The sequence below is a fragment of the Luteipulveratus mongoliensis genome, from assembly GCF_001190945.1.
Lineage (GTDB): Bacteria > Actinomycetota > Actinomycetes > Actinomycetales > Dermatophilaceae > Luteipulveratus > Luteipulveratus mongoliensis.
The window spans coordinates 5,395,376-5,420,910 of sequence record NZ_CP011112.1 but is presented as its reverse complement, the minus strand read 5'-3'; the positions used below and the strand labels follow the sequence as shown (position 1 = coordinate 5,420,910).

The 25,535-nt window shown below is 69.3% G+C and carries 28 protein-coding genes; 15 read left to right on the top strand and 13 right to left on the bottom strand.

The window, feature by feature from the left end:
• On the bottom strand, window positions 1-226 hold a 226-nt coding region (locus VV02_RS25800; RefSeq protein WP_052596341.1), incomplete at its 3' end, for a hypothetical protein.
• A 370-nt stretch (window positions 227-596) separates the two neighbouring features.
• Between VV02_RS25800 and VV02_RS25795 the strand changes: the two genes are divergently transcribed.
• Window positions 597-1,133: a hypothetical protein gene (locus VV02_RS25795; RefSeq protein WP_052589154.1), complete on the top strand. Its 537-nt coding sequence runs from the start codon at window positions 597-599 to the stop codon at window positions 1,131-1,133.
• Here the strand turns inward: VV02_RS25795 and VV02_RS25790 are convergent.
• Complete coding sequence (locus tag VV02_RS25790; protein ID WP_052596346.1) at window positions 1,118-1,804, bottom strand: alpha/beta fold hydrolase; 687 nt, start codon at window positions 1,802-1,804, stop codon at window positions 1,118-1,120. The two genes, VV02_RS25795 and VV02_RS25790, sit on opposite strands and share 16 nt — an antisense overlap.
• 104 nt (window positions 1,805-1,908) lie before the next feature.
• Between VV02_RS25790 and VV02_RS25785 the strand changes: the two genes are divergently transcribed.
• Genes VV02_RS25785 through VV02_RS25775 form a run of 3 tightly spaced genes read left to right on the top strand, consistent with a single transcriptional unit; the run spans window position 1,909 to window position 3,157 of the window.
• The gene (locus tag VV02_RS25785) at window positions 1,909-2,241 is read left to right on the top strand and encodes an ArsR/SmtB family transcription factor (RefSeq protein WP_052589153.1); all 333 of its coding nucleotides are present in this window, start codon (window positions 1,909-1,911) and stop codon (window positions 2,239-2,241) included.
• Complete coding sequence (locus VV02_RS25780; protein WP_245633189.1) at window positions 2,238-2,843, top strand: SRPBCC family protein; 606 nt, start codon at window positions 2,238-2,240, stop codon at window positions 2,841-2,843. The genes VV02_RS25785 and VV02_RS25780 overlap by 4 nt, the downstream gene beginning before the upstream one ends.
• A complete protein-coding gene (locus VV02_RS25775; protein WP_342667860.1) occupies window positions 2,840-3,157 on the top strand; it encodes an MmcQ/YjbR family DNA-binding protein in 318 nt (105 codons plus the stop codon). Before VV02_RS25780 ends, VV02_RS25775 begins: the two co-directional genes overlap by 4 nt.
• Before the next feature lie 171 nt (window positions 3,158-3,328).
• On the opposite strand, the gene VV02_RS25770 is transcribed toward VV02_RS25775, so the two are convergent.
• Complete coding sequence (locus VV02_RS25770) at window positions 3,329-4,501, bottom strand: lysylphosphatidylglycerol synthase transmembrane domain-containing protein (RefSeq protein ID WP_083449789.1); 1,173 nt, start codon at window positions 4,499-4,501, stop codon at window positions 3,329-3,331.
• 206 nt (window positions 4,502-4,707) lie between these two features.
• Here VV02_RS25770 and VV02_RS25765 point away from each other — a divergent pair, with 206 nt between their 5' ends.
• A complete protein-coding gene (locus VV02_RS25765) occupies window positions 4,708-5,736 on the top strand; it encodes a tetratricopeptide repeat protein (RefSeq protein WP_052589149.1) in 1,029 nt (342 codons plus the stop codon).
• Window positions 5,737-5,968: 232 nt separating this feature from the next.
• Here VV02_RS25765 and VV02_RS25760 read toward each other — a convergent pair whose 3' ends face one another.
• On the bottom strand, window positions 5,969-7,174 hold the full coding sequence (locus VV02_RS25760; RefSeq protein WP_157063192.1) for a lysylphosphatidylglycerol synthase transmembrane domain-containing protein: 1,206 nt from the start codon (window positions 7,172-7,174) through the stop codon (window positions 5,969-5,971).
• 229 nt (window positions 7,175-7,403) lie between these two features.
• A complete protein-coding gene (locus tag VV02_RS25755; protein ID WP_218917319.1) occupies window positions 7,404-8,231 on the bottom strand; it encodes an MBL fold metallo-hydrolase in 828 nt (275 codons plus the stop codon).
• A gap of 169 nt (window positions 8,232-8,400) precedes the next feature.
• Between VV02_RS25755 and VV02_RS25750 the strand changes: the two genes are divergently transcribed.
• On the top strand, window positions 8,401-9,864 hold the full coding sequence (locus VV02_RS25750) for a UDP-N-acetylmuramoyl-L-alanyl-D-glutamate--2,6-diaminopimelate ligase (protein WP_052589147.1): 1,464 nt from the start codon (window positions 8,401-8,403) through the stop codon (window positions 9,862-9,864).
• Window positions 9,865-9,981: 117 nt separating this feature from the next.
• Here the strand turns inward: VV02_RS25750 and VV02_RS25745 are convergent, their stop codons facing one another.
• From VV02_RS25745 to VV02_RS25730, 4 genes are all read right to left on the bottom strand, one after another.
• Window positions 9,982-10,977, bottom strand: a complete 996-nt coding sequence (locus VV02_RS25745; RefSeq protein WP_052589146.1) for an aldo/keto reductase — start codon at window positions 10,975-10,977, stop codon at window positions 9,982-9,984.
• Between the two features lie 90 nt (window positions 10,978-11,067).
• Window positions 11,068-11,532, bottom strand: a complete 465-nt coding sequence (locus VV02_RS25740) for a MerR family transcriptional regulator (protein WP_052589145.1) — start codon at window positions 11,530-11,532, stop codon at window positions 11,068-11,070.
• A gap of 111 nt (window positions 11,533-11,643) precedes the next feature.
• Window positions 11,644-12,663 (bottom strand): 3-hydroxyisobutyryl-CoA hydrolase, encoded by a 1,020-nt coding sequence (locus VV02_RS25735; RefSeq protein ID WP_052589144.1) that lies wholly within the window; start codon window positions 12,661-12,663, stop codon window positions 11,644-11,646.
• Window positions 12,650-13,354: a helix-turn-helix domain-containing protein gene (locus tag VV02_RS25730; protein WP_218917318.1), complete on the bottom strand. Its 705-nt coding sequence runs from the start codon at window positions 13,352-13,354 to the stop codon at window positions 12,650-12,652. Before VV02_RS25730 ends, VV02_RS25735 begins: the two co-directional genes overlap by 14 nt.
• Before the next feature lie 138 nt (window positions 13,355-13,492).
• Between VV02_RS25730 and VV02_RS25725 the strand changes: the two genes are divergently transcribed.
• Entirely contained in the window at window positions 13,493-14,320 is an 828-nt protein-coding gene (locus VV02_RS25725; RefSeq protein WP_052596339.1) for a phytanoyl-CoA dioxygenase family protein, read from the top strand.
• Window positions 14,321-14,329: 9 nt separating this feature from the next.
• On the opposite strand, the gene VV02_RS25720 is transcribed toward VV02_RS25725, so the two are convergent.
• Window positions 14,330-14,767, bottom strand: a complete 438-nt coding sequence (locus VV02_RS25720; protein WP_052596337.1) for a VOC family protein — start codon at window positions 14,765-14,767, stop codon at window positions 14,330-14,332.
• 94 nt (window positions 14,768-14,861) lie between these two features.
• Between VV02_RS25720 and VV02_RS25715 the strand changes: the two genes are divergently transcribed.
• The 8 genes from VV02_RS25715 to VV02_RS25680 all read left to right on the top strand — a co-directional run bounded on the left by VV02_RS25715 (window position 14,862) and on the right by VV02_RS25680 (window position 21,680).
• A complete protein-coding gene (locus VV02_RS25715) occupies window positions 14,862-15,638 on the top strand; it encodes a glycerophosphodiester phosphodiesterase (RefSeq protein ID WP_218917475.1) in 777 nt (258 codons plus the stop codon).
• 99 nt (window positions 15,639-15,737) lie between these two features.
• Window positions 15,738-16,172 carry an ATP-binding protein gene (locus VV02_RS25710; protein ID WP_052596333.1) on the top strand — a complete coding sequence of 145 codons (435 nt, stop codon included), beginning with the start codon at window positions 15,738-15,740 and terminating at the stop codon, window positions 16,170-16,172.
• 247 nt (window positions 16,173-16,419) lie between these two features.
• Window positions 16,420-17,832 (top strand): DUF2079 domain-containing protein, encoded by a 1,413-nt coding sequence (locus VV02_RS25705; protein ID WP_052596331.1) that lies wholly within the window; start codon window positions 16,420-16,422, stop codon window positions 17,830-17,832.
• A gap of 56 nt (window positions 17,833-17,888) precedes the next feature.
• Entirely contained in the window at window positions 17,889-18,764 is an 876-nt protein-coding gene (locus VV02_RS25700) for a DUF5926 family protein (protein ID WP_052596329.1), read from the top strand.
• A 12-nt stretch (window positions 18,765-18,776) separates the two neighbouring features.
• Window positions 18,777-19,472, top strand: coding sequence for a glycosyltransferase family 2 protein (locus tag VV02_RS25695; protein WP_052596327.1), 696 nt, complete (start codon window positions 18,777-18,779; stop codon window positions 19,470-19,472).
• Window positions 19,469-21,058, top strand: coding sequence for a polyprenol phosphomannose-dependent alpha 1,6 mannosyltransferase MptB (gene mptB / locus VV02_RS25690; RefSeq protein ID WP_157063570.1), 1,590 nt, complete (start codon window positions 19,469-19,471; stop codon window positions 21,056-21,058). Before VV02_RS25695 ends, mptB begins: the two co-directional genes overlap by 4 nt.
• Before the next feature lie 68 nt (window positions 21,059-21,126).
• Window positions 21,127-21,405, top strand: a complete 279-nt coding sequence (locus VV02_RS25685) for a type II toxin-antitoxin system Phd/YefM family antitoxin (protein ID WP_052596322.1) — start codon at window positions 21,127-21,129, stop codon at window positions 21,403-21,405.
• Window positions 21,402-21,680, top strand: coding sequence for a type II toxin-antitoxin system RelE family toxin (locus VV02_RS25680; protein ID WP_052596320.1), 279 nt, complete (start codon window positions 21,402-21,404; stop codon window positions 21,678-21,680). Before VV02_RS25685 ends, VV02_RS25680 begins: the two co-directional genes overlap by 4 nt.
• Before the next feature lie 24 nt (window positions 21,681-21,704).
• Here VV02_RS25680 and VV02_RS25675 read toward each other — a convergent pair whose 3' ends face one another.
• The 3 genes from VV02_RS25675 to VV02_RS25665 all read right to left on the bottom strand — a co-directional run bounded on the left by VV02_RS25675 (window position 21,705) and on the right by VV02_RS25665 (window position 25,517).
• On the bottom strand, window positions 21,705-22,730 hold the full coding sequence (locus tag VV02_RS25675) for a Y-family DNA polymerase (protein WP_052596319.1): 1,026 nt from the start codon (window positions 22,728-22,730) through the stop codon (window positions 21,705-21,707).
• 113 nt (window positions 22,731-22,843) lie between these two features.
• Complete coding sequence (locus tag VV02_RS25670; RefSeq protein ID WP_052596318.1) at window positions 22,844-23,437, bottom strand: alpha/beta hydrolase; 594 nt, start codon at window positions 23,435-23,437, stop codon at window positions 22,844-22,846.
• 10 nt (window positions 23,438-23,447) lie between these two features.
• On the bottom strand, window positions 23,448-25,517 hold the full coding sequence (locus VV02_RS25665; RefSeq protein ID WP_052596317.1) for a hypothetical protein: 2,070 nt from the start codon (window positions 25,515-25,517) through the stop codon (window positions 23,448-23,450).
• Between the last annotated feature and the right edge of the window lie 18 nt (window positions 25,518-25,535).

Sequence of the window (25,535 nt, the reverse complement as noted above, 5' to 3'; positions counted from 1 at the left end):
GGTGCGCCTGGTCCTGCTGCATCAGCTCGGTCCGGGCTGCTCGGGGTGAGATCCCGAATGCCTTTGCCACGCCGCGGACTGTGGCCTCCGGTGCTCCGCCGTCCTGGTGCGCGGCGGGTGCAGGGCGTTCGGCCGCAGCCGAGCTGCCGCTCAACGTCGTGGCCAGGGCGCCAGCGGCAAGCGTCGAGCCGCAGATCACGGCTATGGCCTTCTGGTGAGAGTTCATTTCTTGGACTCCTCGCAATGGGTGGAGAGGGATCCCGTGAACGTAAGCCGGTCACTTCTTCTGGTGGCTGGTCCAGCGTCCTTTAACTGTTAAGAGTGGGGAATCTGATTGGCGCGCAACGGTGTTCGACGCCAGGCGCCGTCCGGGTTTCGCCCCCATGCGGCCGCGCCCCTTTAACTGTTAACCGAATGGCGCCAAGAGACTGCGTCTTCCGAATCTGACCGCCTTACAAGGGCGTCAGATTCAGGAGACGCAGTCTCTTGGCGCTCCGCCGGGTTGACCAACGTTGGTGGCGAACCGCTCGCCAGGGGGAGGCGGGTCGTCCCGCGGAGTGAGGCGGTCGGCGTACGAGCGGACCAGGCTGCGGGGCATGACAACCCGACCGACACCGCCGGCTCCGCGCTGGATCGTTCGTCTTGCGCACATCAGCGCCCTCAGTCCGGTGCTGTCGTCACTGTGGCGGCTGCCGCTGATGTTCGGCGTCAGCATGGGTATGGATCACGAGTTCATGGACGAGATGATGAGCCACCCGTTCCTGGTGCGAGCGGCGTACCTGGTCGGTCTCGGAGTCCTCAGCGATGGTCTGGCATTCCTCGCGATCGGGTTGGTACGGCCGTGGGGTGAGGTGTTTCCCAGGTGGCTGCCGCTGATCGGTGGTCGGGCCGTCCCGGTCGGATTCGCAGCAACCGCAGCGCTACTCGGCGGTCTGGGGGCAACGCTGTTCGGGGCGACCGTCGCGTTCGGGATGCCGAGCAACATGACGTGGGACGCATGGGGCGTCCTGATGTACGGCTGCTACGCACCGCTGGCCCTCTGGGGTCCGACGCTCCTGGTGGTCACCGCCGACTATGTACGTCGTCGCACGGTCGGCCGTCGCGTGTCGCCTGTGGGTCAGGCCGTGGCGTAGCAGGACAAGCGGTCGGCGAGGATCTCCGGCTGGCTGAGTGCGACGAGATGGCCGCCGGGCATGGTGTCAATCTCGTTGATCTGCAAGCGGTCTCGCGCCACGCGCTGCTGGAAGGACAACGGGAAGAACCGGTCGTCGGTCGCCTGCAGGATGTGGGTCTGAACCTCGGGCCAGCTCTGCAGCGGCCAGGGATCCGTCCAGATCGAGGTCAGGTCAGCCATCCCGTCGGCGGCTGCGAACGCCTCTTCGGTCACGTCGTCCGGTACGTCGTGGAAGAAGTCGCGGCGCAGGTCGAACTCGGCGGGCCGACCGTGCGCCACAGCGTTCTCGCTCTGGGCTTTGTCCTGACCGACGTTGTCCCACCAATCGCCAGCAGTTTCACCAGGATTCGGGATCATCGCGTTGAGGAGGACCAGCCGTTGGGCGTCCAGCGATTCGCACACGAGCGGGCTGCTGAAGCCGCCGATCGACTGACCCACGACCACGAGGTCGTCATGACCGGAGCCGACCTGATCGACTGCGGCGTCGACGTAGGTCGACAGGGTCGACGTGCCTTCCAGGGGGAGATCGACCGGGACGGCTCGGTGGCCACGAGACTCGAGCGCGGGGACGAGGCGGTGCCAGTACCAAGCACGGCCGTCGGCGCCGGGGATCAGAACGAAGGTCGTCATGCGCTCGACGCTAGGTCGCGGCCCGGGGCAGAGCACCTCCGATCGTGCGGAATCGGCACGCAGACCCTTGACATCACCCATGCGTAAGTGGCAACTTACCGTTCGTGACCGCTAACCAAGAAGGCTGGAGTGCCGTCAGCGACCCGACTCGTCGGCTCATCGTCGAGCGCCTCGCCGGCGGGTCCTGCTCCGTCCGAGAGCTGGCCGACGACCTGCCCGTGACCCGACCGGCCGTCTCGCAGCACCTCAAGGTGCTCAAGGACGCCGGGCTGGTCTCCGAGCGAGCGGCAGGCACCCGAAGGATCTACCGGCTCAACCCGGCGGGCGTCATCGCGCTCCGCGACCAGCTCGACACGTTCTGGAACCGCGCGCTGGCCGGATACGCCGACGTCGCAGAGCAGGACGTCACAGACGAATCATCAAAGGAGACACCATGACTGAGAGTCCGAACGCCGTGCTGAAGACCGTGGTCGTCGACATCCCCGTCGACCGCGCCTTCGAGACCTTCACTGCCCGGCTCGGTGACTTCAAGCCTCCGGAGCACACCCTGCTGACCTCGCCGATCGTCGAGACGGTCTTCGAGCCACGCGTCGGTGGCCACATCTACGACCGTGGGGAGGACGGCAGCGTCTGCCGCTGGGCGCGCGTGCTGGCGTACGAACCCCCGACCCGAGTCGTTTTCAGCTGGGACATCGACCCGACGTGGCAGGTGGAGACCAACCTCGAGAACACCAGTGAGGTTGAGGTCCGCTTCACGGCTGAGTCTCCGGAGCGCACGAGGCTCGAGCTCGAGCACCGCAACCTCGATCGGCACGGCCCGGATGGCAGTCCGTGCGAGACGGTGTCAGTAGCCCCCAGGGCTGGCAGCTCTACCTCGACCGGTACGCCGCACTCACCCAGGTGCACTGAGTCTCGACGCCTCGGGAGGCGAGGTCGTCGTACGGTGGCGGCATGGCGCACCCGCCCCGCTTCCGTGACGACGACCCCTACCTTGCCCGGCTCCGAGAGCTGGCCCTGGCTCTGCCGGAGGCTCAGGTGAAGGTGTCGCACGGACACCCGAACTTCTTCACCAAGAAGGTGTTTGCGGTGTTCGGCGGGATCGTGAAGGGCGACCACCATGCCGACACGTATGCACGCTCGGTGCTGGTGCTGCCCGACGCCGACGAGCGGCTCGCACTCCTGGAGGACGAGCGCTGCTTCAGCCCGGCGTACTACGGGCCATCGGGCTGGGTCGGGTTGAACTTCCTTGTGGGCCAACCGGATTGGGCCCAAGTGGCCGAGCTGCTCGACATGTCCTACCGCAACACGGCGCCGAAGCGTCTGGTCGCCGAGCTCGATAAGTCGGTCGAGTAGCCGGAGCGCTAGCCTCCACCGCCGGTCGAGTAGCCGGAGCGCTAGCCTCCACCGCCGGTCGAGTAGCCGGAGCGCTAGCGGAGGCGTATCGAGACCAGGTGCACGCGCGCACCTGATCTCGATACGGCTCGTTCCTCACCTACTCGACCCTCGCCTACTCGACCAGCGGGGCTACGCCTGAGCCAGCTTCGGTCGACGCGCCATCCAGGCCGCCATCAGCAAACCGCCGACCGGGATCTCCATCAGGAAGACGAAGCCGCGGTAGAGCAAGATGCCGGCCGCGGCACCCGCCGCCGGGACGCCGAGGGCCACGAGGATCCCAGCCATGCCGACCTCGACGAACCCGGCCGCACCCGGCGTCAGCACGAACAGCGTGAGCACGCTCTGCATCGCGAAGGCTGCGAACACGATGGCCGGAGTGACCGTCAGCCCGACCACGGCCAGGCAGGCCCACAGCAGGACCGCCTGGAGAGCGGCGTACGCGAGCTTGCCGATGGTGAGGCGCAGCCAACCGGTGGAGACCAGCTCGTTGGTGTCGGCGCGCATCCCGCTGGCCTGCTCGGCCCAGGTGGTCGGGTCGACCGGACGACGTAGGCGGAGCGCGACGCGACCGGCCGTACGACCGAGGGCACGGGCCAGCCGGTCGCTGCGGAACACCGTGGTGACTCCGACGGTGAGGAGCACGAGAGCGGCGACGCTGATGACGGCCGCCATCGCGAGCGAGTGGTTGCCCGTCGTGGTCGCGGCCAGCCAGCCGACGGCGACGGCCGGCAGCGCCAGCTTGATCATCGTGTCCCAGATGTTGGTGACCAGCGCCCAGCGACCGAACGCCACGGACCCGAAGCCCCAGGAACGGGCCATCGAGTAGTTCGCCACCGTCCCCGCAGCGCCGCCGAGTGGCAGCAGGTTGGACACGAAGCTGCCCGTGATGTTGAGCAGGAAGGCACGTCGGTGCGACAGGCCCGGCATCCCGGCCGAGAGTGCCAGCGTGTGCACGGCGAGTCCGAGCAGCCACAGCGCCGCGAGCGCGCCGAGCTGCCAGGGCTGGACGCTCGCGACCGTGTGGCCGATCTCCGACCACGAGGCGCCGATCGCGTGCGGCAGCGCCCACACGAGCAGCGCGCCGGTGAGGCCGATGCCGAGGACCGCCTTCAGCGCGGTGGGCCACCAGGCGCGCTGCTGGGCGGCCTCAGGCGCCGTCGTGGGTGGGGCCGGGCTGGGGGCCGTGCTGGGAGCCGGGCGTCGAGTCGTGGGGGCCGTACGCACCGTGGGCGCTCCCGGGAGCGCGGTCGGGCTGGTGGTGAGCCGGGTCGGCGCGGGCCGCGTGAGCACTGGACTGGTCATGACAGCGATGTTGCTGCCGACCGGCGGGCGGCGTCGTCACCCTCGGGGGCCATCACGAGGTGCCGAAGTCACCCCCAGGTACTAGACCCTCGACCCGTCACGAGGGGCAGGTCCGAGACTTTGGACTACCCCGCCTGGATTGCGAGAGCAAGTCGCAGGGAACCGACGCGCGGGCCCGGCTCGGTCGACGGGGATACCTTCGTCCGGTGGACGGTGAGACGCAGAACCTGGTCGCGGAGCTGACCCGGGCCTTGGAGACCTGGCACCTGTCCGAGGGCGACCACGGGTGGACGGCCCGCACGCACTTCATGGTTCGGCTGCTGAAGGCCGACGGGTCATGGGACGAGGTGGTTCACGATTGGGAGGTAGCCGATCGCGACGGAGACTCGGAGGCCGCCCTCTGGTGCGCCTGGGTGCACGCCGAACGCGGTGATCCGGCCGGCGCTCGGGAGGCGCTGGAGCGTGCGGCGCGGCGCGGTGAGCCGGCCGCGTGGTGGCTGTTGTACACCACTCATGCCCGCGCCGACGCGAACCGCACTGAGCTCAGGTCCGCCTACGAGCAAGCCCGGACGGAACATCGACGGGCCCTGGAAGCCGCGGACTCGGTCGGTGACGCGAAGGCCGCACGCCGCGTCGGTGCATACCTGCTCGCGGAGGCTGTGATCGCTCGGCAGACGGGCGACCAAGCCCTCGCCGAACGGCAGACCGAGCAGGGAGTCGCAGCCCTGCGACGCGCGGTGGACCGAGGCAGCGCGGAAGCCGCCGCTCTGCTGGGCGACCGCGCGGCGGAGGAGTTCCCGCAGCATCCGGAGCCCGATGAGGACCGGCACCAACGCGCCCAGCCGTGGTACCAGCTCGCCGACGAGCGAGGTCACGGCAGGAGCGCCTGGCATTGTGGTCTCATCCTTGCCGCACGTGGCGACACCGTGGAGGCGGAGGCCGCCTATCGTCGGGCCCGGGCGCGAGGTGACGCACAGGCGGTTTCCAGCCTCGCCGCCCTGCTGGCGCGGCGCCCCTCGGACTCAGCCGGCGCCGAGGCGGCCCACCGGCTGGCGGCCGACATCGGCTATGCGCCCGACGCGCACACCGAACTGGGTGCTTACCTGCGCGAGCGCGGCGACCTCACCGGCGCCGAGGGAGCCTTCCGGCGCGCCGTCGAGCGGAGTGAGCCGAACGCCGCGACTCAGCTGCGCTACCTCTACCGGCAGCACCCGCACCTACGGCCAAAGTCCTGATCGCGCTGCGCGATCTCGCCACGCCGGCCGCTTGGCCCTTTGCGATCGCAAGGTGACTCGCTACCTCGCAGATGCCTCGCCTTGAGGAGAGCCGCCTGCGAGGACGAGAGTCACTTTGCGGGAGCGAACGAAGGGTGCAGTGCGGGAGCGAACGAAGGGTGCAGTGCGGGAGCGAACGAAGGGTGCAGTGCGGGAGCGAACGAAGGGTGCAGTGCGCGAGTGAGCCGAGCGGTCAGTCGACGGCGAGCGCGAGCTCGGGCGCGGGGCGGTACATCAGGTACGTCGGGCGCGGCGTCGCCGCGTACGCCGGGTGTGCTGGGCGAGGCGCGCGCGTCGCTGCGACGGCGGCCGGCTGCGGAGCGCTAGCGCGCCGGGCGTCGGCCAGGTGGCGACCGCGGACGAGCCACCACACGAGCGCGGTGCCGCCGACGGGGATCTCAAGGGCGAAGGTGAAGCCGCGGTAGAGCAGGATTCCTGCTGCGGCCTCGGGTGCGGGCAGTCCGAGCGCGACGAGCACACCGGCCATGCCGACCTCGACCACACCGGCCGCGCCGGGTGTGATGGAGGCGATGCTGAGGACCTGCTGGACGGCGTACGCGGCGAAGACCACGGCCGGGTTGATGTTCGCGCCGACTGCTGCGAGGCACGCGCCCAGAAGGGCGGTCTGCAGTACGACGTAGAGGACCTTGCCGGTCGTCAGGCGGATCCACGCTGAGGACACGAGGCCCGCAGTGTCCCAACGGATCTCGCCCGCGCGACGCGCCCACGCGGCTGGCTCGACGGGACGGCCGAAGCGGACAGCGACGCGACCTGCGCGGTGGCCGGCGGAGTGTGCGAGTCGGTCACTGCGCAGCAGCACGGTCGCGCCGACGACCACGGCGATGAACATCACCAGGCTCCACAGCGCGATCCAGAACAACGTGCCCTGACCGGGTGCGGTCGCGCCGAGCCAGGTGACGGCCACGACCGGGAGGCCGAGCTTGAAGAGGGTGTCCCACAGGTTGGTGACCATCGCGTAGCGCGCGAAGTCGAAGCTGGTGAAGCCCCAACGCCGGATCATCGAGAAGTTGAGGGCGGTGCCGGCGGCCCCGCCGACCGGGAGCACGTTGGCGACAGCGGCGCCGGTCTGGCTCACCAGCAGAGCCTGGCGGTGCCGGAGGCCGGGCATAGCGGCGGACAGCATGATCGTGTGCGAGAGGATGCCGATCGCCCAGAGGGCGGCCAGCGCGAACAGCTGCCACATCGGGATACCCACGATGATCGAGCCGATCTGGGACCAGGAGGCGCCGACGGCGCGCGGCAGGCCCCAGATGAGGGCCCCGGCGGTGACGCCGAGGCCGAGGAGTGCCTTGATGGTGGCGAGGACGCGACAGCGGAGCACGCGCTCGCCAGAAGGGCAGAGGGACGCGGTCGGCTCGGGGGCGGAGCTGATCGGCATGGCCTTCACGGTCCCATGGCTTCCGGTGACCGATCACCATTCACCAGGTGAATGTCTGGCGCCTGGTATCAGGCGCGCCTTCGCGGGCCTCGTCGGGGTCTGGATATCAGGGCGATGACATCGCGCTGATGACGCGGAGGAAGGGCCGTTCGCCCTTTCACGACGACGCGTTGTAGGACTCCCAGGAGATCCACATCCGGAATTTTGTCCGCATGGTGGACGCCATGTCTCAAACGGTGACCGACAGCCCTTCGTCCGCGAGCAGCACGTCTCCGGAGAAGTGTGCCGCGGCGTCCTGGCGACTGCGCTCGCGGTGGTTGCCCGGCCAGAAATGGGTGAGCAGGAGACGTCGAGCCCTCGCGCGCTCCGCGAGCTGTCCCGCCTCGGCTGCCGTCAGGTTGTACGCCGGTGTGCCCGCCTCCGCGCTCGGGACTCCGTCCTGCTGGTGACGGTCGGTGGCGTCCACGATGAACACGTCCGCATCACGTCCGAGCTCCGCCACCGCGTCGTCCGGTCCGGTGTCGCCGGTGTACGCGATCGTGCCGGCGCCGGACGTCACCCGGACGCCCACGTTGTCCACGTAGTGCGGGAGCTGCCGCAACGAGAGGTGGAACGCGCCCACCTCGGCCGTGTCCGGCGTACCCCGCCAGTCGAAGACGTGCGCCATCGCGAGCCCGCCGCCCTTCTCGACAGCAGCGAGGCGTTCGAACACGGCCGAGGGACAGAACAGCGGCAGGGGAGGAAGGTCCCGTCCGGCGTACCAGCGGGCCCGCAGCAGGCCGGCCAGGTCGCCGGTGTGGTCCGGGTGGTCATGGGTGATGACGACCGCCTCAAGCCCCGCAGCGACCGCTGAGTCCAGATGCGTCAGCAGCCTCGGCAGCGTGCCCCAGCCGAGATCGAGCAGTACCGCGGCGCCATCGGCCTCGACGACGAGTCCGGAGCAGGCCCGTCCTGGCTCCGGCCACGCGCCGCAGCTGCCGAGCACGGTCACCGTGAGGGAAGCCACATCGCATCGTGACACGGGCGCCCAGTGATGGGGCGTCGTCATCGAGGTCATGACATCAGGATCGGCCGCAGTCCGCGCCCTGCGCATCGCTCGGTGGAGTGGGAGCGCTCACCCGTCCGGGGGACTCGATCGCGCCCTCTTGGACGATCTAGCGCGTGTTCTAGAGGCGGTTATCGTCACCGATCAGGTGCACGAGCCCTGCCGTTGTTAGAGTCCTCCGGTGCTTCTTGACCACGCGGCCCTGGGCGACATCCTCGGCGTTGATGTCCCAGAGTCCGTGACATCGGTGGGCGCGGTCACTCATGACTCCCGCGATGTCGTGCCGGGCGGTGCCTTCGTGGCCATTCCCGGATTCCTCGTGGACGGCGTCGACTTCGTGCCCCAGGCGCTCTCGCGTGGTGCCTCCTTGGTCGTCGCCGAGCGTGAGGTCCCGGGCGTACCGACCGCGATCGTCCCTGATGCCCGTACGGCCCTCGCTCGCCTGGCCGTCGAGGTCACCGGTCGCCCGTCCGAGAAGCTCACCGTCTATGGCATCACCGGCACCAACGGCAAGACCACGAGCTCGTACGTCCTGCACGCCATCCTGAGTGCGGCGTACGGCACCGATCACACGGGTCTGATGACGACGGCCGAGATCGCGGTCGGCGACTCGCGTGAGGTGTCCGAGCGGACCACTGGTGAGGCGCCCATCGTCCAGGGCAACCTCGCGCGGATGGTCGACGCCGGCGTACAGCACGTCGTCCTGGAGACTTCCTCGCACGGCATCCACTTGCACCGTGTGCTCGGAACCCATTACGCCGCAGCGCTTTTCACCAACCTCACGCGTGACCACATTGACCTGCACGGCACGATGGAGGACTACTACCTCACGAAGCGTCGGCTCTTCGAGTGGACGGCCGGGCCGAAGCTCAGCAACGTCGACGACGTCTACGGCAAGCGGCTCGCAGAGGAGATCCCGGGCACGCTGACGTTCGGTCTGTCCGAGAACGCCGACTACCGGATTGTCGGCGAGCGCGTCGAGGGCGGCGGGACGGCGTTCGAGCTGCAGACGCCGCGCGGGATGCTCGAGCTCAAGACGCCGCTGCTGGGTGACTACAACGTGCACAACGTCGCGGGTGCGTCGGCGATCGCGCTCGAGATGGGCATGGACCCCGAGGTGCTGGTGCGCGCGGTCGAGACGATGGACCAGGTGCCCGGTCGTTTCGAGCGGGTGCCGGCGGCGCTGGATCACGGCATCGAGGTCGTCGTCGACTACGCCCACACCGACATCGGCCTGCAGGCCGTGCTCGACGTGGCGCGCGATGTCGCCCAGGCCCGGGGCGCCGACGCTCGCGTCATCTGCATCTACGGCGCCGCCGGTGACCGCGACAAGGCCAAGCGCCCCCTGATGGGTCAGGTCGCGTCGCGGCTGGCTGATGTGGGCATCATCACCACGGACGACGCCTACTCCGAGGACCCGCAGGCCATCGCCGATGAGGTCGCCACGGGAGCCGACCTCAGTCGTACGACGATCGTGCTGGACCGGCGCAAGGCGATCGAGCTGGCGCTCTCGCAGGCTCGGCCCGGCGATGTGGTGGTCGTGGCCGGCAAGGGGCACGAGCGGGTGCAGCACCTGCCCGATGGCGACATCGAGTTCCACGACGCGACCGTCGTCAACGAGCTGCTCGCCACCCCCGCAGGTTGAGCCGGGCGAGCCCCTGGGCGAGCACGAGTCGAAACCCGGTGACGGCGGAATCTCCCTGTGCGTCACCGGGTCTCGATACGGCTCGTTCCTCGCCTACTCGACCAGCGTTCTCTTGAGTCAGCCGGCGGCGACGGTGTCGCGCTCGACCCAGCTCATGTCCGGCGTACGGTCGCCGGCCGGCTCCAGCGCGGACAGCTCATCGAGCGCGCTTTGCGGGACCACGAGGGTGGCCGCCTTTACGTTCTCCTCGAGGTACTTCCGGCGCTTCGTTCCAGGGATCGGTACGACGTCCTCACCCTGGGCGAGCAGCCAGGCCAGCGCGACCTGACCCGGCGTGGAGTCGACGCCGTCTGCGATCTCGCGGATCCGCTCGACCAGCGCGACGTTCTTGTCCAGGTTGTCGCCCTGCCAGCGCGGCAGCGTCGACCGGAAGTCGTCGTCACCCGGCTTTGCTGCCGCCGCTGAACCGGTGAGCAGGCCCCGACCGAGCGGCGAGTACGCCACCACGGTGGTGCCGAGCTCGCGCGCGGTCGGGACGACGGCCCGCTCGATGTCGCGGCTGAAGATGGACCACTCGGTCTGCACGGCCGCGATCTGGTGGACGGCGTTCGCGCGGCGCAGCGTCTCCGCGGATGCCTCGGACAGACCGATCTGCCGGACCTTGCCTGCGTCGACCATCTGCGCCATCGCGCCGACGGACTCCTCGATCGGCACCTGCGGGTCCGGGCGGTGCAGGTAGTAGAGGTCGATCTGGTCCACGCCCAGACGAGAGAGCGAGGCGTCAACGGCCTTGCGGGCGTACGCCGCCGAGCCGTCGACCTGCCCATTGGGCATCGATGTCTCGGGGTCGGTCAGGATGCCGAACTTCGTGGCCAGCACGACCTCGTCGCGACGGGTGCGCAGGACCTCGGCGAGCAGCTGCTCGTTGTGGCCGTTGCCGTACATGTCGGCGGTGTCGAGCAGGTTCACGCCGAGGTCGAGCGCGCGGTTGAGGGTCGCGAGGGCTTCGTCGCGGTCGGCCTCGCCATAGGCGAACGACATGCCCATGCAGCCGAGGCCGAGCGCGGACACCTCGAGGTCACCGATGCTGCGGCGGGGGATCTGGGTGCTCATCTGAGTTGCTCCTTCGAGTGTTTCGAGGCAGGACAAGGTTCACAACGCCCGCGATCGGGGAGTTGAGAGATGGGAAGCGGTCGGGTCGCGCTAGGGGGAGCAGATGCCGCCGTAGGCGGAGATCTTGTAGTCGGTGACCGCGAGCGAGAGCTGCAGCTCCTCGATCTGCCGGGCGATCCGGTCGCGGTGCGACTGCATGAGCTCCAGTCGCTGCGGTGCTGTGGACTCGCCCTGTGCGGCGAGGTCGACGTACTCCTTGAGATCGCGAATCGACATACCTGACAGGCGCATTCGCGTCAGGAACGTGATCCGTCGCACCGAGTCTGCGTCATAGACCCGGTGGCCCGACTGTGACCGTGGCACCGACACGAGGCCGATGCGTTCGTAGTAGCGCAGGGTGTGCGGGCTGAGGTCGAGCAGCTCGGCAACCTGGGCGACGGTCATCGGCTCGGTGACCTCATCGGCATTGAGCAGCGCGGTCACCTGCTCGACGGTGACGGGTTCGTTGCCGACGCGATTGGCGAGGGCCTGATCGATGATCGTCGCGGTGGTCATGTCTATGACGGTAAGAGTTAGAGCACGCTCTAAGGCAAGGGCATATCGAAAGAAAGTTCTGGCGGCCGCCGATGAGCGCGCACTCGCGACTGTGCTGTGCGCGGGATTCCTTCAACCGGCGCCGTTCGCTAAGTACGACTCCACCAGCTCGCGCGGGACCGCGCCGAGCGAGTCGTGCTGCCACCGCGGCGAGCGGTCCTTGTCGACCAGCTGGGCGCGTACGCCCTCCACGAAGTCGCCCCCGGCCACCAGTCGATCGGCCAGCACCAGGTCCTGCTCAAGCACCTCGGCGACCGTCTCCATCGTCGTCGCCCGCCGCAACGCCTCCAGGGTCACGGCCACAGATAACGGCGAGCGCGTCTCGATGAGGGCGCCGGCGGCCTGCGCATCCGGCGACGCGTGCGAGAGGAGCCGGGCGACGATCGCGACCGCCTCGTCCCCGGCGTAGCACTCGTCGATCCACCCGCGGCCACCCGCGAGCGTGCTCGGCGACGGAGGGACCGTGGTCCGCAGTGCGGGTACGCCGTCCGCCAGCCGGGCGAGCACGTCCGGCCAGTCCGCGGAGCTCACCGCCGTGTCGGACAGCTCGGCGGCGACGGCGTCGGCGGCACCGATCGTCGTACCGGTCAGCGCGAGGTGGGTGCCGATCTCGCCCGGCGCACGGGAGAGGAGGTAGAGCGCGCCCACATCCGGAAAGAAGCCAATTCCCGTCTCGGGCATAGCGATTCGCGAGCGCTCAGTGACAAGGCGGAGGCTGGCGTACGACGAGATGCCGATGCCGCCGCCCATGACCACGCCGTCCTGGAACGCGACCACCGGCTTCGTGAACGACGCGAGGGCGGCATTCATGGCGTACTCGGCTCGGAAAAAGGAGGTGTGGTCCTCGCCGGCCAGCCGGGCGCGGCGTACGGCCACGACGTCGCCTCCCGCGGACAGGCCGCGCTCGCCCGCGCCTTCGATGGAGACGGTCTGCACGGTCTCGTCGCTCGCCCACTCGCGCAGTGCCTCGGAGACGGCGGTGACCATCGGCTCGGTGAGCGCGTTGATGGCGTGCGGTCGGTTGAGGACGATCCGCCCGAGTGCGCCTTCGCGCAGGAGCAGGACGTCGCTGGTCGAGTCAGTCGTCGGCACGGTCGACCACCCTAGATCGGCGGCCGTCGGCGCCGGGTGCGCGTCCGGTGTGGCGCTGGTACTGACGGCTGAAGTGGCCGAGGTCGCTGTAGCCCAGGACAGTCGCGACCTGGCTGACAGTCAGATCCGTCTCGACGATCAGCTCGCGGGCCCGCGCGACCCTCGCCTGCGCCACGAAGCGAGCCGGCGGCAGACCGGTGTACGTCGTGAACCGGCGCGTGAGCTGCGACCGCGACAGACCCGTCCGCGTCGCGAGCTCGGGCACGGTCCAGCGTCGGCCCGGGTCGCCACGGATGTCGCGTACGACGTCGGCCAGGGCCGTGTCCACGTGACTCGGCGTCGGCCGGGTCGCGTCGTCGTGGAGCATGAGCAGGATCTGTTCGAGACCGAGGACCGCCTGCCGCAGCCCGCGCACGTCTCCTCGGCGGTGCCCGTCGTGGGCGAGGCGAGCGAGCCCGGTCAGCAGGTCGAAGTCGCGGGTCGCGCACCAACGGTGCGGCAGGCGTACATCGTCTGGGGTTTCGAAATGGATGCCGAAGACGAGCAGCCGCCGGTGCGGGTCGTGCTCGGCAACCGGGGCGTCACCCGGCTCCAGGAGGAAGCAGACGCCCGGTCGGAGCGCGACGTCGTGACCGGCCACCTCCAGCCGGCCGACGCCGTCGAGGACGCACCACAGGAGGTGGTCCTCCAACGGCTTGGACCGCCAAGACCACTCGGGCTCGCAGCGCCAGTAGCTGGGCGAGCCATGGAGAGACAGATGCGTCAAACAGGCAACGCCTTGCGACGGCTGGCCCTCGTATGAGCCAGTTCTCGGGCGGATGCTTTTCTCATGGTGAGTGATTCAGTCAAGCGTACGTTCGAGACCGATGGGTACGCCGTCGTCAGCGGGCTCTTCGCCGACGACGAGGTCGACCGGTTGCGTGACCACTACATGAGGGCGCGTCGCCGGGACCGGCTGCCGGAGGACATGGTCGGGGTCCAGCCGAGCAGCAAGGACCCGTTGAAGCGCTATCCGCGGATGGCGCAGATGCACCGCTGGGACGACACGTCGCTGCAGTGGCTGCTCGATGCGCGGCTTCGGGCCCAGCTGCAGACGCTGGTCGGCAACGACCCGTACGCCGTCCAGACGATGCTCTACTTCAAGCCGCCCGGGGCACGCGGCCAGGCGTTGCACCAGGACAACTTCTACCTGAAGGCCGAGCCGGGCACCTGCATCGCAGCCTGGATGGCTCTCGATGCGACCGACGAGGACAACGGCTGCCTGCTCGTCGTGCCGGGCAGCCACCGCTGGCCGATCCTCTGTACGACCAAGGCGGACACGGCGGTCAGCTTCACCGACGTGACGGTCCCGATGCCGGACACCAAGGAGGCCGTGCCGGTGCGGATGGCGGCGGGCGACGTGCTCTTCTTCAACGGCTCACTCGTGCACGGCAGCGCGCCCAACGTCACCACCGACCGCTTCCGTCGCGCCCTGATCGGCCACTACATCGAGGGCGACGCCCACCAGGTCGCCGAGTACTACCACCCGGCGCTGCGGATGGATGGCACGCCGCTGGAGCTCACGGTCAGCGAGGGCGGCGGCCCGTGCGGTGAGTGGATCGACGACGAGACCATCGAGCTGACCGGTGCGCAGACGCTGACCCGCAAGCATGAGTAGGCCGGCAGGTCAGGTGAGGTACTCGAACAGGGACACGACGATCCCCTCGGGGCCACGGACGTACGCCATCTTGACGGTGCCCTGGAACTCACCGAGGCCGGCAACGAGCCCGTACCCGTCCTCGGCTACCGCGTCGACAGCAGCCTGGAGATCCTCGACCTCGAACGACACGTTGCGCAGCGCCACCTCGTTGGCCATCGCGTTGGGCGATCCGGGCACCTGATCGGGTGTCACGAAGCTCGCGACCTCCAGCCGTGCTCCATCGGGCGACTTCAGCATGGTGATGTCACACACGGCACCCGGGATGCCGCAGACGGTCTCCACGAACTCGCCCTCCACGGACCCGGTGCCCTCGATCTCAAGGCCCAGCTTGACGAAGAACGCCGTGGCCGCGTCGAGGTCCGCGACGGTGATGCCGATGTGGTCGAAGCGCTTGATGTGTGCCATGGGACTCATCCTCCAGTGGTTGTTCTTGTCGATTCGATGCTGGGACGGAGCCGGGTCCGGGATCTCGACATGACCTACGCCTAGGGTTCTGGATGTGGGGCCAACACTGACCGGGCGTCCTCCTCAGGTGGTCGCACACCGCGGTTCCAGTGCGGCCGAGCCCGAGCACACCCTGGCCGCCTATCGCCGAGCGATCGCCGAAGGCGCCGATGCGGTCGAGTGCGACGTACGCCTGACCGCCGACGGTGAACTCGTCTGCATCCACGACCGCACGGTCGACCGCACATCGGACGGGCGCGGTGTCGTGTCCGAGCTGTCGTACGGCGACCTGCTCGCCCTCGACTTCGGCCAGGGACGCGGCCCGACCAGCGAGATCCTCTTGCTCCGAGACCTGCTCACGCTCCTACTGGAGGCGCCGCGTCGGGTCGATATCGCGATCGAGACCAAGCACCCGGTCAAGCAGGGGTGGCACCTCGAGGAGTCACTGGTCTCGGTGCTGCAGGATCTCGGCCTCGATGCACCCGAGCCGCATCAGCCGCACGTCCGGGTGATGTCGTTCTCGGTGCGTGCCGTACGCCGGATCGGTCGCCTGCTCCCTGGCTTGCCCCGCGTGTTGCTGTGCGAGCTCGGGATCAACCCGGCCGTACGCGCGGGGAGACTGCCGGACGGCGTACCGATCGTGGGGATCTCGGCGTCTTTGCTGCGTCGGGATCCGGACATCGTGGTGCGCCACCACGCACGCGGCCACCAGGTGCACGTCTACACCGTTGACCGCGCCGAGGACGTGGAGCGGTGCCTTCGTTCCGGTGTGGACGCGATCATCACCAACCGTCCAGCCCTGATCCGCGCGGCCGTGGATGCGGCCTCCTAAATGTGACTGCTCAGTAGCCACCGTTGTGCTGCTTGCTTGAGTTTGCGATGATCGCGACTCGGCCACCATGACGACGAAGCAGGCGTTGGGATCTCCCGGATGACACAGACGAAGAAGAAGCAGATGGACGCCCGAGTGCGCACGGTTCGACTGGCCTGGACCCTGGAGTCCGTGCCCGAGATCCGCAAGACGCTCGTCGATGACCTGTCTGACGGCTCGCTGCCCCTCAATGTCGTTCACGAGGCCGAGACGGTCGTGTGCGAGCTGGTCGCCAACGCGGTCCGGCACGCCAAGCCGCTGCCCGACGGCAGTGTGCGCGTGCACTGGAAGGTCCGCGCCCCTCGCGTCGAGCTCGAGGTCACCGATGGTGGCGGCGAGCAGATTCCCGCGCCTCGGCCCCCGGCCACCTGGGCGCCCGCCGGTCGTGGCCTGCGCATCGTGCGCAGCATGGCCCACGAGTGGGGCGTCAGCGACGAGCGTCAGGGCCGTACGGTCTGGGCCGCCCTCGGCGGTCCCTCCCGCCGCCGCGCCTGACCCGTTCGTACGCCGGTCTCACCTCCCTGGTCGAGTAGGCGAGGCGCTCGCCGGGCTCAACCGGCGGACGGGCAGGTATGGGTCTCGTGGAGAAGTACAACGTCGTTGTACAGATCCGCAACAAGGTTGCGCATCTCTACGAACCCCATGTCCACCCGGCCGAGCCACTGCCTTCCGCCCGCTGGTCGAGTAGGCGAGGCGCTAGCCGAGCCGTATCGAGACTTCGGGGGCGGGCTAGGGTCGCGGCGTGAACCAGCCCCTCCTGCGCCGACCGGCTGTTGTCGGGGCGGCTGCTGGGGCTCTGGCGTTCGTCTGGTTCGTCGTCCTCGCCTTGGCGAGATGGAACGAGGGCCGGGCGACGTCGTACGACCTGGGCATCTTCAGCCAGGCCGCGCAGCAGTGGAGTCGGGGCAACCTGCCGCGCGCGTTCATCCGCGGCGACCACACGCTGCTGGCTGACCACTTCAGTCCGGCGACGGCGGTCTTCGGTGTCGCGTGGCGCATCTGGCCCGACCCGCGAGTCCTGCTGCTGACGCAGGCGCTCTTTCTCGCGGTCGGCGTCGCGATCATGGTCGGTACGGCCCTCGCGCGGCTCGGGGTGCGCGCGGCAGCGGTCGTCCTGCTGGCCGGGCTCGCGAGCAAGGCGATGGTCGCCGGCGACCTGTTCGACGTGCACGAGGTGGCGCTCGCGGTGCCGCTGACGGCGGTCTTGGTCTGGGCGTTCCTGGAGCGTCGCTTCCGTTGGGCCGTGGTCGCCTGCCTGCTCCTCGTCCTGGTGAAGGAAGACCTCGGTCTGACCGTCGGCGTGGCCGGGATCCTGTGGTGGTGGCGCGCCGGTCGCGACCGCAAAGGACTGCGAGAAGGCTTGGTGCTGTGCGTGATTGGCGCCGTGGGCCTCGTCCTGGCGCTGGTCGTGATCGGACACTTCAACCCGAGCGGCCACACGTCGTACCTCGACTACTTCACGGGCGGCAGCAGCGGCGACCTGGCTGCGCACTCCGAGCCACCTGTCCACGAGCTGGCTCTGGACCAGCGCATCGTGCCGCTCTTCATGCTCGCCGTGGCGACCCTGGTGATCGGTGCCCGCTCGTCGCTGCTCTGGCTCGCGGCGCCGACGATCGCGTGGCGGGTGCTGTCCTCCAACGCGTCCTACTGGTCCTCGGACAACCACTACGACCTGGTGCTGTGGCCGATCGCGATCGGTGCCGCGATCGAGGCGTGGCCGCGCTGGTCGGTGCAACCGCGCCGCGCGCTGGTGGCGGCCGGGCTGGTCGTCAGCGCGATTGCGTCAGTGGGGTTCATCGCCGACCGCGGCGTCAACCCGCTGTCCGCCTTCTCGCGCGACGCCAAGCTGGACGCGCTCGACCAGCTGATGTCCGGCGTACCCCACGGCTCGAAGGTCGCCGCGCAGAACAGCGTTGGTCCCTATCTCATCCCGCGCTACGACGTCACCATGCTCGGCGTGGACCGCCCGGAGCGAGTCGCGTACGCCGTGCTCGTGGACGACGACAAGCGCGAGTTCCAGGCGCAGCCGTGCGAGCGGGCGGCGTACCTCGCCGCTCTCCGACAGCACCCTGACTGGCAGGTACGCCGGGCCGGCCGTCTGGTCCTGGTCCGTTTTCCGGCCGCGCAGCCGGCCGGTCTCCGTGCCTGCCCATGACAGGGACTTGACCGGGGAGAGTCGCGCCCGGCGCGGCGCAGATAGGCTCACCCGTCATGGGGAAGGCTTCACGACGTAAATCGCAGGACAAGAAGGCGCCGAAGGATCCGAGCACACTGCCGGCACCTTTCACCGCGCGACCGTTCGAGGGACTCGCGGGCGAGACCGAGTGGGTGGCGCTGCGCGAGATCGTGCCGGCCGCGACCGCGCGGGTCCGCTACAGCCATGGCGACGCCAGCGGTGAGGCGACCATCGCCACCGTCCTGCCGATGGCCTGGCCCGGACTGCACCGCGAGGGCGGCGAGGTCATGGTCGCCCTGCAGGCCGGGGCGAGTGGTGGCGATGCGAGTCGCGACCTCGCCGAGGCGCTGCTCGCAGTCACCGCGATCCCCGAGGGACAGCCGCTCGCCACCCAGCCGCGTACGACCGCGGCCAGCCCACGTCTGCAGGACCTCCTCAACGCCGACCAGCCGCTCGAGGTCGAGCTGCACGACGGCTTCGACTTCTGGGTCGCCGGCGCGGACCTCGACGCCGAGGGTCAGGCTTCGCTCGAGCGCGCCAACGAGGCCGCTGCGCCGACCCACCTTCTTGCCGCCGCTACCTCGGCCTACTGGTGCCAGATCGGCGACCGCACCTACGTCCGCTGGGTGCTGCCGCACGACGAGGACAAGGCGACTGACGCGCTGGCCCGGCTGCACGCCGCGGACCGCAGCAAGCTCGGCGACGGCCGCCTGCTCGGCGCCTTCCGCGCGTCCGGGCTGCTCGTGCCGGTGTGGGAGATCGACCCCGCGATCAAGCCCGAAGAGCTCGAGGAGCCGATGGTCGCCACGGTTGCCGCGCTCGACGAGGCGGTCGCGTCCACCACTCCGCTGACTCCCGAGGAGCGCCGCGCGCGCAATGGCATCGTCAGCAGACAGGTGACGCTGCGCTGAGATGCTGCTCACGTGACTGACGCTGCATGCGTCGCGGTGATCCCGGCCAAGGATGAGGCTGACCGGGTGATCTCGACGATCCGTGCCGTCCGGAGCATCCCGCAGGTCGAGCTCGTCGTCGTCGTGGACGACGGATCCTCAGACCGCACAGGCGAACTCGCGCGCGAGGCCGGCGCATCCGTCGTACGCCACGCTCGCAACAAGGGCAAGGCGGCCGCGATGGCGAGCGGTGCGTCGTACGCGGTCGAGGTCGGCCGTGGTGACCTCCCGTTGCTCTTCGTCGACGCCGATCTTGAGGACTCCGCGACCGCGCTGGCCGTGCTGGTGGATCCGGTGACCTCAGGCGACGCGGACATGACGATTGCCGTACTGCCCCCGCAGAAGACGTCCGGTGGGGGTCACGGGTTCGTGGTTCGCCTGTCCCGCAACGGAATTCGAGGAGCCACGGGCTTCGAGGCGCAGCAGCCACTGTCCGGGATGCGCTGTCTCAACCGGGCGGCGTACGACGCCGCGACGCCTTTCGCTCGCGGCTGGGGTGTCGAGACGAGCATGACCATCGACGTGCTGCGTGCCGGTCTGCGGGTGGTCGAGGTGCCGTGCGAGCTGCACCACCGCGTCACCGGGACCGACTGGCGAGGTCAGGTCCACCGGGCCAAGCAGTACCGCGACGTGTGGCTGGCGTTGGCGAGGCGGCGGTTCAGGTCATGACACGTGCAATCGAGCGGCTGCGAATACCGTTGCTGCTCTTGGCTTTCGGCTTGCTCTTCCTCGTCTGCGGATCTCAGTCATCGGCGGCCAAGTCGCCGCTCGGGCCGCACGGGTGGGCGCCTGGCGAGCTGCCGTTCCAGCTGAGCTCCAAGGCTGTGACGGCGGTGCTGTTCGTCGCCTATGCCTCGGGTGCGCTGGCGGTCCTGATCGGACTGATGCGGCCGCGACTGAAGCACCGCTGGATCGTCTGGGTGATCGTGCTGGCGGGGCTGGCATTGCTCACCGCGCCGATGGGCAGCGGTGATCACACCAACTACGCGGCCTATGGACGCATCGCGTTGCAGGGCGGCGACCCCTATACGCAGTCGCCGCACGACTGGCACGGCGGCCTCGACCCGATCACCGCGTCCGTGCAGCCGCCGTGGCAGGGCACGCCGAGCATCTACGGACCGTTCGCGACCTCGCTGATGGCGGTGTCGTCCTGGATCGGTGGCGACAACCTGCGCCAGACCGTGTGGATCTGGCAGATCATCATCGTCGCGGCCTGGCTCGGCATGCGGTTCGTCCTGCTGCGCCTGGCGCAGGGGGATCGGGCCCAGGGCCGGGTCGACGTGCTGTGGACCTTCAACCCGGTGGTCTTCGGAGTGCTCGTGCTCGGCGCGCACGTTGACGTGCTGGCCGGGATGTTCGCCTGCGCAGCCCTGCTGGCGGCTCGACGCGACCCGTTCATCGCGGGGTTGTGTGTCGGCGCGTGCGCGAGCACCAAGGTCACCTACGGCGTGGTCGCGCTCGGCCTGCTCTGGGCGTGGCGCGGTGCCGTCCTTCGACATCCGGCGTGGAGCGGACGACCATCGGCGCCGCCGCCGACCTGGCAGAGCCGAGTCAGAGGACTGTGGGCTCCGCTGATGGCCGCGACGGGCGCGCGCAACCACGTGTTCCGCATGATCCTCGGTGCCCTGCTGATCGTCGTGCCCTGTTACGTGGTCGCCGGGCCGCACGTCCTGCGTCAGCTCGGCGCCGCCGGCGGGTCGTTCTCCTATGCGACGCCCGCCGCTCCGATATGGCAGGGGCTGCGCCACATCATGCCCGAATGGGCAGTCGGCACAGTGGTTTTCGTCCTTGCCGCTTCTGCCATGATCGCCATCGCCGCGCTGCTGCTCAAGGTCAGCAAGCGTCTCGACCTCGGTCGTCGCATCCCCGACGCCACCACGCGCCAAGCGGTGGTCACGACCTGGGCGCTCTCGACGGCGTACGTGCTCTGCGCGCCCTACTCACTGCCCTGGTACGACACGCTCACCTGGGCTCTGCTGCCGCTCCTTGTCGAGCTGGCCTGGGACAGCGTGCTCGTGCTGCGGCACCTGTTCATGGCGTTGGCCTACGTTCCAGGCCGGGTGCTCGGGCTGAGCCCGACGGTCGAGGACTGGACGCTCGGCTTCCGCAAGAACGTCGTTCCGTGGACCGGTTGGCTGGCGCTGATCGCCCTGGTCGCGATCTCCCAGTCCCGACCGCTGCGTCGCTACGCCGGGGCCGGTCTACGACGAGCCGGGCTCCGGCGTACAGGCACCTCGCGCGCAGCGTCGAGATAGGCTAGCCGCCTTTATATAGATCTTACGAAGACCTTGATTAAGGTCTTGGGTGGGGTAGGATGAAACTCATGAAGACCTTGTCGATCAGTGCTGCGAAGGCGAAGCTCAATGAGCTCGTCGACGATGCGCAACGCACGCACGAGCACGTCACGTTGACCAAGAACGGGTCGCCGGCGGCCGTGATGGTGTCGGCCGATGAGTGGGAAGCGATTCAGGAGACGTTGTTCTGGCAGTCGCAGCCCGGGATCCGGGAGGACGTGGCGCAAGCCGAACAGGACATCTCCGAGGGCAACACCGTCGGCGCTGATGAGGTGCGCGCTCGCTACGGGCTTCCGCCGCTCGGATGAGCAACGACCGACCATGGCGGGTTGAACTCACCTCGCCGGCGCAACAGGACCTTGGTCGGATCCCGCCCCGATACGCAGTGGCGATCGTGGAGTTCATCACGGCCGTGCTGCCGACCAATCCGCACCGGCTCGGGAAGCCGATGCACAACGAGCTCGAAGGATTGCACGGTGCACGCCGCGGCGACTACCGCGTGCTCTATCGCATCGACGGCGACGGTCGCACTGTGTATGTGCACCGCATCGATCACCGCGGTCGCGTCTACAAGGCCCGCTGATCATGGGGAGCCCGGCGCCAGCTCCTACATCGAGTCGGCGGGCTCCTTCGCGGGAGGCAGGTGGAGGGTGATGCCGGCGAGGGTGACACCGCGGCCGTCGTCGGCGTACGCCGTCCGCTCGAGCAGCTGCAACGCGACCGCCTTCAGGTCGGCCGCCTCCGTGACGCTGGGCTCGAGAGTCTCGACGGTCGACACCGTGGCGCGGTCGTCGTAGCGCACCACGACCTCCAGCCGCCGAGGTGTCCTCGGGTCACCGGCGATGCGTTCGAGAGCCGTGTCGACAGCGTGAGTGATGCGTTGCTCGATGACCAAGTGGTTGCGCGTCGCCGGGCTGATCGTGCGCTGCACGGACACCGAACGGCGCGGCTTCGGCAACCGGATGGTGGCGTCATCGGTGCCGCGCGACACGGCGATGAGTCGGCGAGCGGCCGCCTTGGGGAGGATCTCGGCCAGCGACACCTCGTCGTACGTCGTGAGGTCGCCGACCGTGACCAGGCCGGCCTCGTGCAGCTTGGCCGAGGTCGCGGGGCCGACGCCCCACAGGTCGGCCAGACGCAGCCGTGGTCGCAGCCAGGTCTCACGCTCCCGGTCCACCACGACCAGCCCGTCGGGTTTGGCACGGCGGCTGGCCATCTTGGCGATGAGCTTGGTGCTGCCGACGCCCACGCTCACGGGCAGGCCGAGGTCGCGACGGGCGCGGGTGCGCAGGTCGGTGGCGAGGCTGCTCGGATCGCCGCGGTCGGTGACGTCGAGGAACGCCTCCTCCATCGACCCCGGCTCGACGAGCGGCGTGATCGAGCGGAACAGCGCGAACAGCTGCTCGCTGGCCTCGTCATAGACATCGCTGCGAGGCGGCACCACCCGCAGCTGCGGCCAGCGTCGGAGCGCACGCTGCACTGGTGTGCCGGCCGTGACGCCAAGCGCACGAGCCTCGTAGCTCGCGCACATGACCACCTGGTTGACGACCGCCATCGGCACACCGCGCAGCTCACGTGCGTCGCGCTGCTCGACGGATGCGAAGAACGCGTCGCAGTCGGCGTGCAGGAGCATGGGTCCACCTTGACCGGCCCCACCGACATCGCTGTGCCAGCTCCACAACGTGAGGAAGCGTGCGCTCTACCGCACGAACCCTCAAGTGGAGTCGCGGAGGGGTCGGTGCGGCGTCAGGTGAGGGTGGCGGCGAAGGTCTCCACGGCTTCGGCGACCTGGCGGTGGGAGTCCATCGAGGCTCGCCAGTCACCGTCGACCTCCAGGCTGTGATCGGCGCCCCCGATCTCGAGGCGGGTGCCCGAGATCGGGGCGTCGGTCTGCCAGAGGTGGTCCTGGTCGCCCCCGATGACCAGGGACGGCGCCGGGTAGTCCGCGAGCGCCGTACGGATCGACGGATCGGTCATGACGGGTGTGAGCCAGGCGCCGGGTAGACCGCGCTGGGCGGCCCAGGGCGCAGCGACCGTGCCGAGCGACTTCGCGAGGACGAGGGTCGTGTCGGCGGTCGGGGCGTCGTCCGCGAGGCGCTGCGCGGCGTACGGCACGAACTGGTCGTCCGCGTCCCGACCCAGTTCGCTGAGGTCCCAGTCGATCACGTGGACGTGCCAACCGGCGTCGTGCAGCACCGTGCACGTCCAGTGCAGCAGCGGGAACGCGACCGTGTAGCCGCGACCGGGCAGGATCAGCGCGCGTCGCTCGACGTGGTCGCGTGGTGTGACACGCGGAGCCCAGGCATGCGTACGGATCAGTCGTTCGAAGTCGTTCCCCATGGCCGGCACTCTAGGCCGGGTTGTCGTCGTCTTCCTCGGCACCGCCGCCGTCGAGGAGCGTGGTGCCGGCGGTGAGGGCGATGAGCAGGGGTACGGCGACCTGGGCTCCCGTGGCGGGCACACCCACCCCCGAGTCGTTGAGCAGGAAGGCCACGGTCCAGCACGCGAGCACCGCACCGACCGTCTCGCGCAGCAGCGGGAACTCGGCCCACAGGGGTACGAACGGCCGCCCGACGCGCGAGTCCGGCCGGAGCACCGCCCAGATCGCCACGACGAGGACGATCGGCACCAGCAGGATGAAGGGCGACTTGGTGAGCAGCTCCCAGTTCTGCGACAGCTTGCTGCCGACCACGTCGAACCCGTCGCCGTCGAGCACCTGCTGCACGAACCGCCCGAGGTGCGTGCGCGAGGACGCCGGCCGCAGCCAGTCGAGGACCGCCAGCCCACCCGCGACGACGACGACCGCGGCCGCGATCAGCACGATCCGCCGCCACGTCAGGCGCAGCCCGATCGCCAAGCAGGCCAGCAGCGCGGTCGCGACAATCAGCGCAGGCGGACCGCCGAAATCTGCTCCCCACGAAGGGAATCCGTCGACCACGACAGCCGCGACACCGATCACTCCGACGGTGGCCGCGGCGAGACGACGGTCAACCTCCGACGTGTCATCCCACCAGACGAGCCGCATGGCCAGCAGGCCGGCCACCAGCAGGACGGCAGTCGCGAAGACGCCGAAGCCGGCGTTGCCCATGCCGTAGTAGCGGCCGCCGTAGAGCGGCTGCAAACCTTGAATAGCCAACAGCTGCAACGGAGTTCCACAGATCACGTCCAGCGCCATCACGACTGCTGTGGTAGCAGCGACCACCACGACCGGCCCGGCTGTCCATCGCCGCCACGGCCCGAGCAACGCGAGCAGCGTCACCGCACCCGCCATGGCGAGTACGCCGAGCGTGAACCACAGCAGCTTCGGCCCGCCGCTCCACCACGGCACCAGGTTGACGAGGTAGGTCGCCACGGGCAGTGCGCCCAGGAAGATCGTCGCCGGTCGGAGCCAGGGCGGCGTACGACGGGTGCGGCGCCACATGACGACCGCGGCTCCCAGCGTGGCGGCGTAGATGAGGCCGATGGCCACGAAGAACCGGATCAGCGCGCGGTTCGACTCGTCGACCGCTCGGACCAGGCCGCGGTTGCGGCTGACCAACGAGGAGACCGACGACGTGGACGGGATGACCGAAAGCTCTTGTCCTGCAACGTCATCCGACGTGATCCCGAAGCGAGAGAGCGCCGTCGCGGTGATGTCAGATGCCTGCGCGAAGCCCTCCTGGTGTGTCGAGGGCGACCAGATCGTGCCGCGGGCGACCCGCGGCCCAACCATGATCAAGGAGCGGAGTCCGGGCTTGTCCGCGGTGCCGTCGGACAGGCCGGTGACGACGACCGTGGCGTTGCCCGGGACGTCGGTGAACAGCTGCGCCAGCGCGGCATCGGCACCCGGCTGGGCCCCGCCGCCGGGTGCGCTGAGGTCGACGAAGGTGACGGCACAGGCAGCGAGGTTGGCGCCCGCGGCATCGGGCCAGTAGCGCGCCACGTGCCCGTTGCGATCGGCAGCAGCCAACGCCGCACCCGGGCCGATGGCCCCGACACACTGCTTGTGCTTCGCGAGCTCAGAGGCGAGCAGCCCGATCGTGGCCGAGGAGCGCAGATTGTCGTTCTTCGAGCGCCACAACGACCAGCCAGGCCACACGGCACCTTGACCGTCGGCCAGCATGAGCGGTCGGTCGCAGCCGAGCTCGGCGCCGTTGCCGGCCGACAGGGAGAGCCAGGCATCCGTCGTACACGTGGGTGTGGTTGTCGCCCGGACGGACACGGACCCGCTGGCACCGACATCGAGGAGGGGCCAGAGGGCCGGGTTCTTGCTCGCGGACAGCGTCTCCCAGGTCTGCCCGGGCACGCCGACCACGATGAGCGGGCCGGGTTGGGTGATCGGGATGCGCTCCGGAGTTGCAGTCAGCCGCCCGAGGGCGAGCGCGACCAGCACGAACGACGCGAGGGTCACGGCAGCGAGCAGGACCCAGCGACGCACCATGGCCCACAGGGTATGTGC